Origin of the sequence: Paraburkholderia phymatum STM815 (assembly GCF_000020045.1) — a bacterium.
Classification (GTDB): Bacteria; Pseudomonadota; Gammaproteobacteria; order Burkholderiales; family Burkholderiaceae; genus Paraburkholderia; species Paraburkholderia phymatum.
In genome coordinates, this window is sequence record NC_010623.1 from 141,720 (window position 1) to 156,290 (window position 14,571).

Below are 14,571 nucleotides of genomic sequence, written 5' to 3' on the forward strand. Positions count from 1 at the left end.
AGAGACCACTCTTATCTGAAGCGTCAACGACCGATGGTCCACTTGCCGTTGCAACCAGCTCACCACCTCAATAGTCCTAATTTATATATTCCGAATCCGTCAAGTAATTCGGCTTGGTATTTACTTATTTTGAGTTAGTGTCTCAACCCGCTTCATGTATGCCGACGAAGGTCCACCCGGTATCAACATTCAGTTGATCCTTTTCCGAGGACAAGTGCAGCGTTGACCTTCCACTATCTATTCAGTCTGCCTGTATATAATGAAAGTGTCAATCCTGCCGGTGTTAAAAACCGCTCGAACAAACGCTACTAGAACAACATTGAGCAAGCCGATAGGTATTCAAAAAGACATACCCACCGCAGCCGCTCAAACACCCCCATTACAGAGAGAAGGCGGTAGCGGGCTGCATGGAGCGAGGAAAACATGATCGAGCTTCGTTCCGCGATTAATGCGAGAAGCGTTTAAGCAGGGAGCGCAAACCCCGAGATTGCATCGCGAAGCGCGCCGGCTTGATCCTTTAGAGACTGCGCCGCAGCGGCCGCCTCTTCCACCAGGGCAGCGTTTTGTTGCGTCACTTTATCCATTTCGGCCATCGCCCGATTCACCTGCTCAATACCCGAGCTTTGCTCTTGAGATGCATGACTGATTTCCCCGAGAATCTGACTGACGCGCTGCACAGATCGCACAATCTCGCCCATAGTCTCGCCTGCGTTAGCGACAAGCGCAGCGCCTTCGTCGACGGTGCTTGTGGAGGATTCGATAAGCGCCTTGATTTCCTTGGCGGCCATTGCCGAGCGTTGCGCGAGGCTTCGCACCTCTGATGCTACGACGGCAAATCCACGGCCTTGCTCGCCCGCTCGAGCAGCCTCGACGGCCGCGTTGAGCGCCAGAATGTTGGTCTGGAACGCAATTCCGTCGATCACGCCAATGATGTCGCCAATTCTCTGGGAGCTGAACGTAATTTCACCCATTGTGCGCACGACGTCATCGACCACGCTGCTCCCGCGTATGGCGACTTCCGCTGCCTGCCCGGCAAGCCTTGAGGCTTGCTCTGCGCTATCAGCATTAAGTCTCACGTTGGCCGTCATCTGATCCATGCTGGAAGCTGTTTGAACGAGCGCTGCGGCCTGCTCCTCCGTGCGCTGCGAAAGATCCATATTGCCGGCGGCAATTTCATTCGCCCCGACGTTGATATTCTCGGCACCTAATCGGATGCGCTCGACAGCTTCCGTCAGTCCCGATTGCATTATCGCTAGCGCATGCATAAGGCTGCCCGTATCTCTCTCGGCGGTCGATACGTTGGTCGTAAGATCACCGCGGGAGATGCGATGCGCTGTCTCGATCGCGACCTCGAGATCGCCTCCTAGTCCACGCCGCACGCTACGAAGCACAAGAAACATCACGGCGCTAGCGACAAGTCCGAGTACGCCGGTAAGACCGACCCACCGGACGAGCGAACTTGTGAACTCGGCGTTCACATCGTCCATGTACATGCCGGTAACAATAATCATGTCCCAAGGTGCGAATCGCAACGCATACGAGGTCTTTTGCACCGGCGTGTCCCGGCTGCCGCCTGGCCTGTACCAGACGTAGTCAACGAAGCCCCCCCCGTCCTTGTTGCTGACTTTTACAAGTTCCTGAAAGAGATGTTTGCCGGTCGGGTCCGCAAAACCAGACTGGTCTTTACTGACGAGATCTGGCGCGAACGGATGCATGAGCATGACAGGTCGAGAGTCGTTGACCGTAAGGTATCCGTCCTTCCCATAGCGCATGATAGAAAGCGCCTCGAGCGTCCGTCTTCTCGCCTCGTCGTCACTCATGGCGTTCTTCTGCGTGAGCGCATAGTAGTGTTTGACGACGCTTTCTCCCTGCTGGACGACTGTTTTCAACTGATCGCGGCGGTCCTGGATTAACGCCGTTCGGTATTGCCATACCCCCGCCACGGCGATCAGGACCAGGCCCATCCACAGCACAGCCATCATTGAGCTGAGCTTTTGATTTAGTGTCATCCTGATCATCGTGACGCCCCGTTTCCCCGTTGAAGCTTATGCCGCAAAGTTTTAGTCAAGCTTCTTCCCTTCGTTCGCACGCTCGAAGTGGCACTCAAGGTCGCCCCAAAGATTGCGCTCACAAAGGTAATACACCGAACTCAACAACCGTTCCAGCCCGTGACTGACAGGTCGTTACAACGATTTTGTTGCAGCGGGCGGGGTAACATCTAAAGCAGATATCCCGCCCGTCGCGCGCTTATACAGCACGCAAAATCAAATCAGTCACTAACTCTGAACTTGATCTTGCCGACACATCGCTCACCATCGCGAACAATATCGAGCGCGGCACCAAATGGTTTCGACAACTCATTCAGGCGGCCAAGAATCCGGGCACCCTCTTCTGCAGACGCAAGTTCAGGGCATCCTCGACGACTTCTCGGCGCATCGCGTCCGAGTGTGATTGGATGTAGTTCGCTATCGGCTAGCAAGCCATTCTCAAAGGTAAAGCGAGCCACCACCGACTCCCAAAACAGCGGTTGGTTCTTATAACCAGTCACGACGTCAAACAGATCTGCAGGCGTGGAGGATAGCGGCATGCCCTGCTGTTCGTAGACCTCAAGCGGGAAAGACGAGAACGTCTCCACGTTGAAGATGAAGTTGCCAAGTGAATAGCAGATTGGGCGGCCGGCATAGAACTCCACGCCCCGCAGCATGTGTGGTCCATGCGCGAAGACTCCGTGTGCACCGGCGTCGATCAATTGATGCGCGAGCGGCTGCAGAAACTCTGCAGGTACCTCAGTGTTCCAGCGGCCTTGGATGCCTTCATGACAATGCAACCCGACAAAAACGAGGTCTGCCTGACGCGACGCTTCTTTTACGGAGGCAACGATTGCATCGACGTCGCGCTCCAGCACGTCAGTCTGCACGCGCGAATCGTCGCCCGGAGCAAAATTTACGCCCTCGACCGCAAACCCTCCTGGCGGAGGTCCATCGTAGATGTTCTTGTCGGGATAGGGGAAGTGAATACCAGGGGCAGTCGTTCCCGTCGCAGAGACATTGACGCCTGCCTCCGCCAGGATCTCTCGCAGTTCGTCGAACCGCTCCTTCCTGATGTAATGGGTTTTTTGCACACGAAGCGGTGCAGTACCGGGACGCCCCACATCGCCGACGCTCGGGTCCGCCGCGAGACACAGACGAGCGTTGCTCGATCCGGCCGCAATATATGCGACACGGCAACCCGGTGCATCGAAATAGCGCGGAGCACGCGCCTCCTGCAGGGTTCTCCCGACCCCTGCATAGGTCAAACCACGTGCCTCCAATGCTTCAATCGAGGCAACCAGCCCAGATACGCCGTAGTCGGTCGCGTGATTGTGCCCCATTCCGTAGATATCGATACCGAGCCACTCAAATTCTGAGAGAAGTTCAGGCTCTACACCGCACGGAATGCCATGCATTGTGGTCGAGGCCATTCTGCCTCGGCCCGGGAAGACCATCTCAACGTTGGTGATGGTCACGTCCGTCTTCCGTAGCATCTCGACAAGCGCTAGGAAATCCGCATCGGGATTGGGCGAGATCCGTTGAGTGAGCATGGCATCGCCCGTCGCAAGGACACTAACTCTTGACACGACAAATCCTCCATATGTACAGCAATTGAATTTCAGCTTCTGCCGACCCTAACCTTCGAGTTGTCTCGGTTGCTACGCGTATGGCATGAGCGTCCGCCTTACAGGACATGCCGCCTTTCGAGGTTGTAAGGTTCAGCCGAACGTGGTTCCATGCATAGCGAGCACGGTCAAGCCAGCGAAAAGGATGACGACTCCGACAGTCAGACGAATCGGGCGTAGTTTGATCGCGATCATGGTATTCGGCCCTCCTCGGCCATCACACTAATCAGTCTGCCTGTATATTTTGATGGCGTATGTAAGGGTATTTACTTAAGGTAGTCTTGGGTCGAAGCGATCGCACGAACGGCCCCCGACGAGCTCGCGAATTTGAGGGATAGATAGCCGCGATCTCTTTCTTCTGTAGTTGTCGACCAAACTAGTACAGGCGAGACGGATCATCTCGTGAAAGACGACCGGAAGTGTTTCAGCTTCGACGGCGCGTCGGCAACGACAGTCACCGCTGGAGAGCAAACCGGTGGCTGACATTGGGTTGAGAATCTGGGACAAAAGTCCCAACGTACGTACGCGGGCCCGGGGGAAAGGGTATGCCTAGACCTTTGCAAATGAGCCAAGGACGGCCTGCATGATTTTCTACTTGTTGAGGACAGGGGCGGAACGCTGCCAAAGATGGGCAATCTGTCGCGCTCTCGCGACAATTTTGCAGAAAATCGTTGAGCGCGGGACTACTGAGTACGCTAACGAGCACACCGGAGCATGCGTTTGGTTATTTTCCCTTTGTTAACAGCGGCATATTCTACAATTTCTAGTCCTCTCCTGGGCATCGCATCGCTGATTAGTGAAGTCCATGGAAGTCAGAGACGCCGCCTAAGCACCTTTAGCTTCCAAGATGATTGCGTCCATTTACGTCCGAGGCCGTGTGAAAACACAAAAGTCTCGGTTTTCGGGTGTCACTTTACCCTTCCCGAGTCGCTACCAGGCCGTTACGCGGCGACCTGAAGGATGGACTTTTTAAGAAGGCTTCGGGCCGCGCGCGTTTTCACACGGCCTCGTCCGGCTTCGTACATCGCGAGCCGGGTGCAGATGAGTACCTTTTTGAGTACACCGGAAAGTTCGATTTCAAGCAATGTACTCGCCACACCCTCGCGGTTCGTGAAGCGGGAGCAGCACATCGGAGCGTCCAATGGTGACGATCCTAATTCCCTAAGTGATGCCGGAGAGCACCGAATTGGCTCTTGGGCAGTCGCCCACACGTCCTCTGCCCGTGTCTCATTGGAACACTGTCAGCCCGAGCACCGTGCTCTCGTCGCCGATGGCGTCGACACTCGTAGCGCAGCGAGTTTACGGGCAACAACGCTCGCGCAGCAATGGCCCGGTGTTCTTCGAAGCTGAAGGTCCGCGACGGCAGCCTCATTCTCAAGGTCGGGCGCGTGAGTTCCGCGGTGTTCCGGCTTTTCGCCCGCAAATGCCGGGCTGAATTGAAAAAGACCGTCCCTCCGCCGCGAAACCATATGTTCAAGCCATGTTCACCCGCCGTCGAACGCTTACCTTGGCGTTGGGATGTCATCCACCGTTCTGATACGCGCAGTCATGAATTGAAATTCCTAGGAATTTCAAATGACCCTCCCCATCCGCCGACGTTATGCGCTCCTCGACCGACAGAGTCAACGGCGTTTCATCCCGTCTGCGCTTATTGTCCAGACAAAGATTGCTAACCCTCGTTGTCGCCGACCGCACCGATGTGATCGACGTTCCGCGGATTCGACGTCGAATCCTAAGCGGACGCTTTCGACGATCCGTATGGACGCGTACTGCCGGCCACGTTCCGCCGCTCGTGCGCGACCTAGACGAGTCACTCGAATGGTAATGTGCATCCGAGATCTGCCAAAATCGGGCGATAATAACCTTTGCTTCCGATCGCAGCGAGGCGCGATCGTGAGTCGCATGCGCACCGCTACTTTCGACGACCCCGCCAATATTTGCTTCCCACATGAATCGATTTAGATTCTATTTTTCCGTTGCTTCCTCGCATTCCGCTGCGGAGCCTGATTATTCGGGCTCCGATATCACGGAGATCACGAACGGCGCCTTTTTCGAGCACGCCGAATGCTTCGGCTACGACATCATAAGAGCCTCGATCGACACTATCGATGGGCGCTACCAAGTGTCCGTGGAGATGAGAGACGAGATCGACATCGACGAAGCTGTGTCTTTCGTGGAAAGCTTCGCGACCTTTACAACGTATCTATTGTCCTTTGATCAGAATCATTTCTACGGGTCGCCCTTCATCGATGTAGCGTACGGGGAGTTCTATCGCGACAACGGCGACGGCCTTAGGGATCATCTCAGTCTAAAAGTCACGCGAAGATTCGGAATTGATCGGCTTCCCTCGAACGTCCCCGAACTTCACGAACTGGCTCATTTCTTTTTCCTCGGCATGCAGTCGAACAACGTGAAAGCGAAATATTTCAACCTCTTCCTCATCTTGGAAGCGCTGGAGGCTTCACCGTTGGGACGGACGATGTACGCTGACGGGACTCTGTTCACGGAGAACGATAAGCAGCTAATTCGAGACGCGGCGAGCAAGCTGGGCGATCAAAGAAAGGCCGGGATCGTTCTTCGCGTATTGTCACAGACCGACGATCCTCGCCACGTGAAGCTTAGCGGTATCCTGCACCGTCTCGGAATCACGGACTTCCAGCATCTGGAAGGACAACCAGCAGTTCCAGTGACACCGACCGTCATGAAAGAGCTGATACAGACTAGCAGGCTGCGGAAATACACCTCTCCAGAAGCGACGTCCCTCCGTCCACGCGGCTATCGCTTGAATTTTTCTGAATCGCGAAGTCTCACCGGGAATTCGAGTCATTTTTCGACGATTGAGGTCCAATTTTCGCCGCATTTTCGCGGTTTGCGCCATTACGGGCGTGCCTGTCCTAGCGAACGCATGCGCACGAGGTTGTACGCGGCCATGTTCAACACAAACATTTGGTCGACTTTCTTCAACCCGCGTACCATCACTTGACGCATGCGCCCCACAGTCTTCGCCCATCCAAAACCTTGTTCGATCAGCTTTCGCTTTTGCTGCGATATCGCGTAGCCGACGCTGCGCGCAATCGCATCGGGCACCGCCGAACGGCGGCCGGAGGTGTTCTGTGCCACGTGCGGCGTGACCTTCATCTGCTGGCAAGCTTCGATGAATTCCTGTGCGTCGTAACCCTTGTCCGCACCCAGTGTGATTTGTGCCGCTGCATCGTTCGCTGCCTGCCGCGCATCATTGATCATGACCTTCGCCGCTTCACGTTCCGCGTGTCCGTCAGCGCGACTCACGCGGGCGTTGACCACCAGCCCGTGGCGGTTGTCGGTCAGCGTGTGGCCCATATAACGCAATTCGCTGGCCGTCTTGCCCTTGCGGTAAAGCCGTGCATCGGGATCGGTCTTCGACTCGTGCGTTTCGTTGCTTCGCTTGCTACCCTTGAAGCCTCCCTCGCCGCTGCCACCGTCGTTATCCCTGTCCTCTTCACCGTCCTTGCGCACAAAACTCTTGTGTCCTGCCCATGCGTGGATCAGTGTGCCGTCGACGCTAAAGTGCTCGCCCGACAGCCAGTTCTTCTTCTGCGCGATGGACAGCACTTCGTTGAAAAATTCGACCACCGCATCGTGCCTGATCAATCGCTCGCGGTTCTTCGTGAACACCGTCGGCACCCAGACCGAATCATCCATTGACAGACCGATAAACCACCGAAACAGCAGGTTGTATTGCGTTTGCTCCATGAGCTGACGCTCGGATCGGATGCTGTATAGCACCTGCAGCAGCATCGCACGCAACAGCTTCTCTGGCGCGATGCTCGGCCGGCCTCCCTTGATGTCGGCCTCATACATCCCGGCAAAGATCCGATCCATCTTCGCCAGCGCTTCGTTCGCCATAACGCGAATCGAGCGCAGCGGATGCGAGGTCGGAACGAAATCGTCCAACTTGCGCACGGAAAACAGATTCTCGGTGAACGTGTCGACGCCGCGCATGATCTCCTGTGGGGACGGGTGAGCTTCCTAAATCAACGCTTTTGCTATCCGTCTCGATGACCTCTGTGTCAGGTATTTCCGCAGCCTGCTAGGAATAAATTGTTTCACAAAGGGAATGCGATCGACGAAAACCTCATTTGGGGAACCTTGATTCCCATTACACGGCGCGTTGTCAGTGCACTACTCGAGAAGCCGTCCGCCCTTACGCCCTCCGCTGGCGCATAGCCGGCGACTACGACGGCCGTGGCCGGCTAGCCGTGCCGGCTATGCATGCGTCCTTGGTTGCATTTGGTCGACACTGTGCGTTTGCCAATGCAAAAGACGGCGTCCCCGTGCTAGATGCCGCCGTCGTCGGTTATCCGCCGGACTGCTGATGCAGGAGCCGGTGAGTTCGAATATCGGCAAAGGCCGAACTGCTTGTCCCAAAGAGCCCGGCCGGGATGTCGGGTCCGCTCGGGTACCTGCCTTTGGGTCCCTGACAGCGCGACCGTCGACAATGGGCCGATTCTGTTGAAAAACTCCCTCTGCAGGCCGGAATTGATGTGGTTTGAGTGGCGCGTCGTCTTGGACTCGGCGTTGGTGACGGAATTCGCTTGAAGGGTTACGCCCTCGATGTACCTCAAGTCTGTGGTGTGGCCTCAACATCGACGATGATCCCCGCGTGTAGGTCAATCAAATAGTTTGTTGAGTATGCGAAGAACGCTGGTCCACCTGGCGCGGCGGTGTAGCGTGCGGCCGGATCGGTTAGCGAGATTCGTTTTGGCGGTGTGGTGGACTCCACGTCATCGGATGGCGCAGGGTTCGCTTCCTCCAGCGCACTTAGATACTCTTGTACCGCTCGGCTTGGACCGTCACCCTGACGCCAGTCGATGACTTCCGTTCCAGGTACTCCGCGAGCACGATTTGCATCCGCCTTAACCACACTCGCATCGACGGCGAAACCTTCGCCTTCAACAAGTCCTTCGCTCATGCAGCGACGCAGGACAGATTCAAAAACGTGCCGCAATGCTTCGCTGTCGCGGAATCGTCCGCGTCGATTTTTGGAGAACGTCGAGTGATCGGGGACCGCGTCTTCCAGGCCAAGGCGACAGAGCCAGCGGTAGGCAAGATTGAGATGTACCTCTTCGCACAGACGTCGTTCGGAGCGAATGCCGAAGCAGTAACCCACAATCGGCATGTGGATCATGAGCTCAGGATCGATAGAAGGCCGACCGGTGTGGCTGTAGTGCGGTGCGAGGTGCTCGCGAAGTCCATCGAGGTCGAAGTAGCGATCAATACCGCGCAACAGGTGCGTGCGCGGAACATGATCATCAAGGTTGAAGGAGTAGAAGAGTTTGTGCTGACCACCACCTTGTTGACCCATCATGACGTTCAACCCCGTCGATCAATGTCTTTCAGGATAGCGAAAATTCGATTTGGCGAGGGAGTTTTTCAACAGAATCGGCCGACACTTGCCCTTCGTCCCGCACGCGTACGCTACAGGGCCGCGCGCGGCGCGTCTGACTGCAGCCAACCAAGCCCCTGAGGAAAACCGCAAGATGATCACTCCACCTTTCACGCAGCACAACGTTCGATTCGTCGGCGTGATGGTTCTGACGTGTAGACAACCTCTAGCCTAGCGCGCACCGTCAGGCCAAGCCATTTCGACCATCGATTGCAGCGTGCGGGTAAATAGCGGTAGAAAAACAACCATCTCGCTCTGCGATGAGCCTTTGAGCCCCGGCCCGCCTAGCTTTCCGAGGTCATGAGTTGGTTCTGAAAAACAACTATGCAATCGACGTCAAAGGACTTTGAGTCGGTCGTACCCTTGGGCCGTTGTCTATTTCATGGTCCTTCATGATCCACCCGTCAAGCATCTCAGCCCATGTCTGTAGCATCCCCCTTCGCTGCTCGGCATATTCGGCCTTGTTGTACACAGCGCGCACTCCACGTTGTTCGTGTGCCAGACATTTTTCTATCCAGTCGCTGTTGAACCCGGCTTCATGCAGCTGCGTGCTCGCCGTTCTCCGCAAGTCATGAACCGAGAAGGATTCGAAATCCGGTGCCCCGCTCTCACGAATCAGTCTGACCGCGCTGTCAATGACGCGATTCAGTGTGGCCGCGCTGATAGGCAGTTCTGATTCGTATCTCCCAGGGTGCAGGTACGAGCTCGCGCCAAAACACGTCTTGAAGGTAACCAGAATGTCCAAGGCCTGCTGACTTAGATAGACGTTGTGCGGACGCCCACCTTTCATACGGTCTTTCGGAATTGTCCAGATCGCCGCATTGAAGTCCACTTCATCCCACGTTGCCAGAATGAATTCCGACTTGCGCACCATTGTCAGGAGCATGAACTTGACCGCCAGACGCAACGTAGGGAGCGTAGGCGTGCGCTCCAGAGCTTTGAAAAACATATGAATTTCCCCGGGTGTCAGTGCCCGGTCTCGCGGCTTGAAGGTGGCAATAGCGGAGGGCCGTATGTCTTCTGCAGGATTGGCTACCCTCAGCCCTCTTGCCTGGACGAAACGATAGACCTGGAGGACGATGTCGCGTGCCTGAACGGCAGGTGCAGCCGCACCCCGCTCCTTGATCTTCTCACACCTCATTAGGAGTCTTGAAGGTGTGATCTCTTCGAGCGTCAGCCGCCCGAACTCCGCCGCCAGATTCCGGTCGTAGACGGACTTCCTCATCGCACGGGTCGATTCCGCGAGCGTGGCTTCCGCGAAGTATTTTTCGACCCATTTCCCGAACGTCATCGCGTCGGCCGCTTCTACACGCTTTTCAACCTTGCTTTTGGACGGGCTGACGCCCTGCTCCACTTGCCGCCGAGCACGCTCGAGGAGCAGCCTTGCTTCTGCAAGACGCATCGACATGCCAAACGTAAGTTCGTCAGCAGCGCGAGCGCCGCGCGCAGGCAGCCCGGGATCGTAGCGGCCAATGACCAGGGTCTCCCGGCGACCATTCAGACGATAGTCGAAGCGGAAACTCACCGCTCCGGACGAGGTGACCGCCACGTACAGGCCGCGCTGGTCAGTGACCTTGTATATCCTGCCGGTCGGCTTGAGCGCCCGCAATTCGAGGTCCGTAAGCATGCAATACTCCGCGAACTGATACCGTGTTTGATACCGTCACGCGCCGTGACGGTATCAAAATGGATCGTCTGCAGAGAAAGATGCTATACCGTCGCTCATGCCGTCGGCGACGCAGCGCTGCCGACGGACGGCAGCGGACCAAAATAGTCGATAAACACTTGTTTTTGTGTGGGAAACCAGGGAATCGCCGGACCTCTGCAGACCACTGCAGAGGATCCTAAATTACTCCCACTCCAACATATTCCAGTGACGTCCATTAGACGCCTGCGCTCGGAGTATCAACAGCGTTAACGAGATGGCGCGCCGCATTCACGATTCGCCAGAAACTCGATAATCTCCCCGGAGCGCGCAGTTGAGGTTCGTGCAGAACTTTGCCGTCGATACCAGACGTTAGCTTCACAATTCTCGCGTCCGTCGTCGAGCTTGCACGTCGACAATCCACCGCGTCCGTAAGTGAGAAACGCGTCTGCGACGTCATTCTCGCAAATCATAGAAGTTCCGCGACATGCACCTGATCGGCCGTCCCTGTTCGCCCCGAACTCGGAAATCCATGGGGCAGCCCTGCACACCGCATGTTTCTGACCGACGAATTTCCGCAGCCGACCCACTCCGGTCAGACGGCCGTCTCCAAAGCGGTCAGTCAGTCGAATCAAGGTTTCGCGAACTGGAGTGCCATAAAGCGGCCGTTGGCGACCTCACATGATCGGCCAGTTTCTGCCGTTCAATGGGGTCACACGGCGGATGCTCGAACGGCTGCTTCACGCCGGTGGCAGTCGGCGGTCCATCCGCAGGTCACCTTGGATCTCGGCACTGAGCTGGCTCAGCCTCAGGAGGCTGGGGTGCGCGCCACGAGATCTTCAGACGGGCGACGCTCGGGCAAGGAGGAGCGCTGCCTCGACGCCGCCTTCCAGGATTTGCTCCGCGCGTGCAACGTCTGGCACGGCGCGCGCGAATTGGAGAGTTCCCACCATGAGAGCGAAGATGGCTGTAGCCCGACGACCGGCTGCAGCGGAATCGGCTTCTGGGAGCAATGCGGCTAACGTCGAAACGAAGCTTTGCAGCCCATCCTCATAGGTTTGCCGTGTTGGCACAGACTGCCGAGCGATTTCCGGAAGCAAGGCCGCTGATGGACATCCGCATGCTGGGTCTTCGCAATGCGCCTGATTGAGATAGCTTCGAATTACTCCCTCGAGGTCAACGCCTGCCTGAACTTTCTCTTCGAGGTTCTGTTGCCGCTCCGCTAGCGCGCTCCCAACCGCCTCTCGGACAAGCGCCTCCTTGGACTCAAAGTGGAGATAAAACGCGCCGTTGGTTAGGCCGGCCTCTCCCATGATCCCACTGATGCCCGCAGCCGAGACCCCTTCCCGACGGAAGCATTTCGAGGCGACCTCAAGGATATGTTGCCGAGTCACGGCTTTGTGACCTTTTTCGAAACGCATTTTCTCTCCACTAGTGTCCCGCAGCCGTCAGTTTGCAGCCGCCTCCAACAAGGTTTGGAGGTCGCGATCAAGCTGCTGAGCCACGGTATTGACCTCCTCGCTGCCGAACTGGCCGAAAACGGAGGCTGGTCGATCATATTCAAACCCGACACCGCCATCGCCATCCTCGCGCAGCAGCACACGGATGGGTGCATAGAGTACCGCCGACAGTTGATGGCGGGTCATCTTCGATGCGGTGAGCGGATTGCCGATATCGTACTGGATGGATCGGCGCGTCAGCCCAGCAATAGCCAGCAGCGCCCCGTGGTCACGCTGGCCGAAAATAGTGAGTGGCGGACATGCCTCCAACTCTCGAAGCGCGCGCGTGCTTTCGCCGTATCGCAGAAGCGTGAAGATGCCGTCATCGATGCGAGGCGCCAAGGCCACGAGCTTGGCTCGAACTTCCTCGAATGGCTTTATCGATTTGATTGTGACGTGCTCAATCAAAATGGTGCGCGTGGAGTACAGTGCATTGGCCATCTGTTGATCCTCGTTTCAGTTGCTGTTCGGGTTGGCCCGTTTCCCACGGAAAGGGCTAGAACGTCAGAGCGTCGGCGGCTGGGTGCCTAAGACTGCCTCGATCTGGCGGGCAAGCTTCAGGAGCGCCCGGTCGCTCGCCAGCGGGGCGTCCAGCTCAAGACCGATCGGAAGGCCCGCGCGAGACATGCCCGCAGGGAGACTGATACCCGGCAGCCCCACGCTGCTCGCTGACAAAGTGTGGTTCGCCAAAGCGAGGTTGCTGACTTCCTGGCCCGCGATGTGGAACTCTCCCTGCTCCTCGATCGAAGGCGCCGTGCAGGGCGTCGTCGGCTGCAGAATGGCAAGCGCCCCTCGCGTGACGAATGCCCGGTTCAGGCGGCGCTGGATTTCCGGACGGCTTACGTTGAGCGCAGTCTGATAGGCCTCCACTGAGGTAGCACCTGCACCGCCTGGCAGTACGATGTGCTCCCACGCTTGGCGAAGCTGAGGCTTGAGGCCTTCGTAAATCGCCTCGAATGTGGTCGGAATATTGTGTAGACGGAGGAATTCCGAGATCGCGCCCTGGGTCTCATGGGCGAAAATGCCCCACGTAGTTGTCTGGATGAGTGCATTGAAATCTTCCCCGAGGTCGATCTCAAAGACCTCGGCGCCGGCGTCCTGCAACCGCCGAACTACCTCGCGGAAACGATTCTCGACTTCCGAGTCAACCAAACCCAGAAACTGCCGCGGCGCGAAGGCCAGTCGGGCTCCCGTGAGGTTGGAATCCCGCTCGACGGGCTCCGCAGCCTGTTCCCCGGTGACGACCTGGTCCAGCAGTATGCAATCCTCAACACTACGCGCGAATACACCCGTCGTGTCGAGAGTGTGGGAGATCGGTGCGACGCCGTTACGCGGCCAGCGTCCTGTGGTCGGCTTGAAGCCTACGACACCACAGAGCGACGCGGGCACACGGATCGATCCGACCGTATCGCCACCCAAGGAGGCGGGCACTATCCCGGCGGCCACCGATGCGGCAGAACCGCTTGATGACCCGCCCGTGACGCGATCGTGGGCGCGCGGGTTCTTCACCTGGCCATAGCGTTCATTGTGCCCGGTCAGCCCATAGGACATCTCTACCAGATTGTTCTTGCCGAAGACGAGGGCGCCTGCCTCCTTGATCGCCCGGACCGCATCGGCGTCTTCCGTCGGAATGAAGTGCGCCAGACGATCGAGGCCGATGCTCGTGGGCAGCCCCGTCGTCAGGTAGCTGTCCTTCACCCCGATCGGCACACCCAGTAGGGGAGCCTCCGCCCCGGCCGACCGCGCCTTGTCTGCGTTCTTCGCAGCCTCAAGCACGGCGTCTCCGTCGATGGTGATGAAAGCGTTAAGGTCAGCGTGCGACCGAGCCTGCCGCAGCAAAGCCGTGGCGTACGCCTCTGATGTCATCTCACCGCCGCGGATCGCGTCGGCGGCCGCGGCGAGCCCGAGTGAAGCGAACCTCTGCATTTCTGGCGCAGACGTTTGGCTAGAGCTGGCGATTGTGTCGTTCATAAATTCCTCACAAGAAAGGTGTGTGACCCGGCATTTCACGACCTCGAAGAGGGTCGCAGCCGCATTGCATTACGATCATAATATCGAATTACGATCGTAATGCAAGAGGGTTCGCAGCGCATACGACTTCGTTGCGAAGCGCGGGAGGATCTGGACTGTGCTGGGTCCCACTCGCTGCGAGGGAACTGTGCAGTGCTCGATGACTACTATTTGGTCTTACCCGCAGTTGAACGAGAGATGCCGAGATCCGTGGGACTCGAACGGGTAAGAAAATGGGGACTGTTCGCGAGCCGATCCGAACGATGACAGTGGGTCGCCGTCCAATTTCGCGGTTTGTTCCGGGGCAGCGCGACGGGGCGTGGCTGGACCGAAGGCA

General features: G+C 57.3%; 8 protein-coding genes and 1 pseudogene. 1 reads left to right on the forward strand and 8 read right to left on the reverse strand.

What is annotated here, in order from left to right; genetic code table 11:
- Window positions 1-461 precede the first annotated feature (461 nt).
- Entirely contained in the window at window positions 462-2,009 is a 1,548-nt protein-coding gene (locus BPHY_RS16390; RefSeq protein ID WP_041764900.1) for a methyl-accepting chemotaxis protein, read from the reverse strand.
- A 260-nt stretch (window positions 2,010-2,269) separates the two neighbouring features.
- The gene (locus tag BPHY_RS16395; protein ID WP_012402561.1) at window positions 2,270-3,616 is read right to left on the reverse strand and encodes a CapA family protein; all 1,347 of its coding nucleotides are present in this window, start codon (window positions 3,614-3,616) and stop codon (window positions 2,270-2,272) included.
- Between the two features lie 1,987 nt (window positions 3,617-5,603).
- Between BPHY_RS16395 and BPHY_RS16405 the strand changes: the two genes are divergently transcribed.
- Entirely contained in the window at window positions 5,604-6,638 is a 1,035-nt protein-coding gene (locus BPHY_RS16405; protein ID WP_041764267.1) for a hypothetical protein, read from the forward strand.
- Here the strand turns inward: BPHY_RS16405 and BPHY_RS16410 are convergent.
- The 6 genes and pseudogenes from BPHY_RS16410 to BPHY_RS16435 all read right to left on the reverse strand — a co-directional run bounded on the left by BPHY_RS16410 (window position 6,533) and on the right by BPHY_RS16435 (window position 14,195).
- On the reverse strand, window positions 6,533-7,636 hold the full coding sequence (locus tag BPHY_RS16410; RefSeq protein ID WP_012402562.1) for an IS5-like element ISBph3 family transposase: 1,104 nt from the start codon (window positions 7,634-7,636) through the stop codon (window positions 6,533-6,535). The two genes, BPHY_RS16405 and BPHY_RS16410, sit on opposite strands and share 106 nt — an antisense overlap.
- A 631-nt stretch (window positions 7,637-8,267) precedes the next feature.
- Window positions 8,268-9,002: pseudogene (locus BPHY_RS39535) on the reverse strand (transposase); the annotation flags it as partial.
- A 400-nt stretch (window positions 9,003-9,402) separates the two neighbouring features.
- Entirely contained in the window at window positions 9,403-10,707 is a 1,305-nt protein-coding gene (locus BPHY_RS16420) for a tyrosine-type recombinase/integrase (RefSeq protein WP_012402564.1), read from the reverse strand.
- Window positions 10,708-11,564: 857 nt separating this feature from the next.
- Complete coding sequence (locus BPHY_RS16425) at window positions 11,565-12,146, reverse strand: TetR/AcrR family transcriptional regulator (RefSeq protein WP_012402565.1); 582 nt, start codon at window positions 12,144-12,146, stop codon at window positions 11,565-11,567.
- Window positions 12,147-12,173: 27 nt separating this feature from the next.
- Window positions 12,174-12,665 (reverse strand): DUF302 domain-containing protein, encoded by a 492-nt coding sequence (locus tag BPHY_RS16430; protein ID WP_012402566.1) that lies wholly within the window; start codon window positions 12,663-12,665, stop codon window positions 12,174-12,176.
- A 63-nt stretch (window positions 12,666-12,728) separates the two neighbouring features.
- Entirely contained in the window at window positions 12,729-14,195 is a 1,467-nt protein-coding gene (locus BPHY_RS16435) for an amidase family protein (RefSeq protein WP_012402567.1), read from the reverse strand.
- Window positions 14,196-14,571 lie beyond the last annotated feature (376 nt).

Bases quoted from the DNA above. Each gene is read 5' to 3' on its own strand.
- BPHY_RS16390 (WP_041764900.1), bottom strand. From the start codon at position 2,009: ATGACACTAAATCAAAAGCTCAGCTCAATGATGGCTGTGCTGTGGATG.
- BPHY_RS16405 (WP_041764267.1), top strand. From the start codon at position 5,604: ATGAATCGATTTAGATTCTATTTTTCCGTTGCTTCCTCGCATTCCGCT.
- BPHY_RS16410 (WP_012402562.1), bottom strand. From the start codon at position 7,636: ATGCGCGGCGTCGACACGTTCACCGAGAATCTGTTTTCCGTGCGCAAG.
- BPHY_RS16420 (WP_012402564.1), bottom strand. From the start codon at position 10,707: ATGCTTACGGACCTCGAATTGCGGGCGCTCAAGCCGACCGGCAGGATA.
- BPHY_RS16425 (WP_012402565.1), bottom strand. From the start codon at position 12,146: ATGCGTTTCGAAAAAGGTCACAAAGCCGTGACTCGGCAACATATCCTT.
- BPHY_RS16430 (WP_012402566.1), bottom strand. From the start codon at position 12,665: ATGGCCAATGCACTGTACTCCACGCGCACCATTTTGATTGAGCACGTC.
- BPHY_RS16435 (WP_012402567.1), bottom strand. From the start codon at position 14,195: ATGAACGACACAATCGCCAGCTCTAGCCAAACGTCTGCGCCAGAAATG.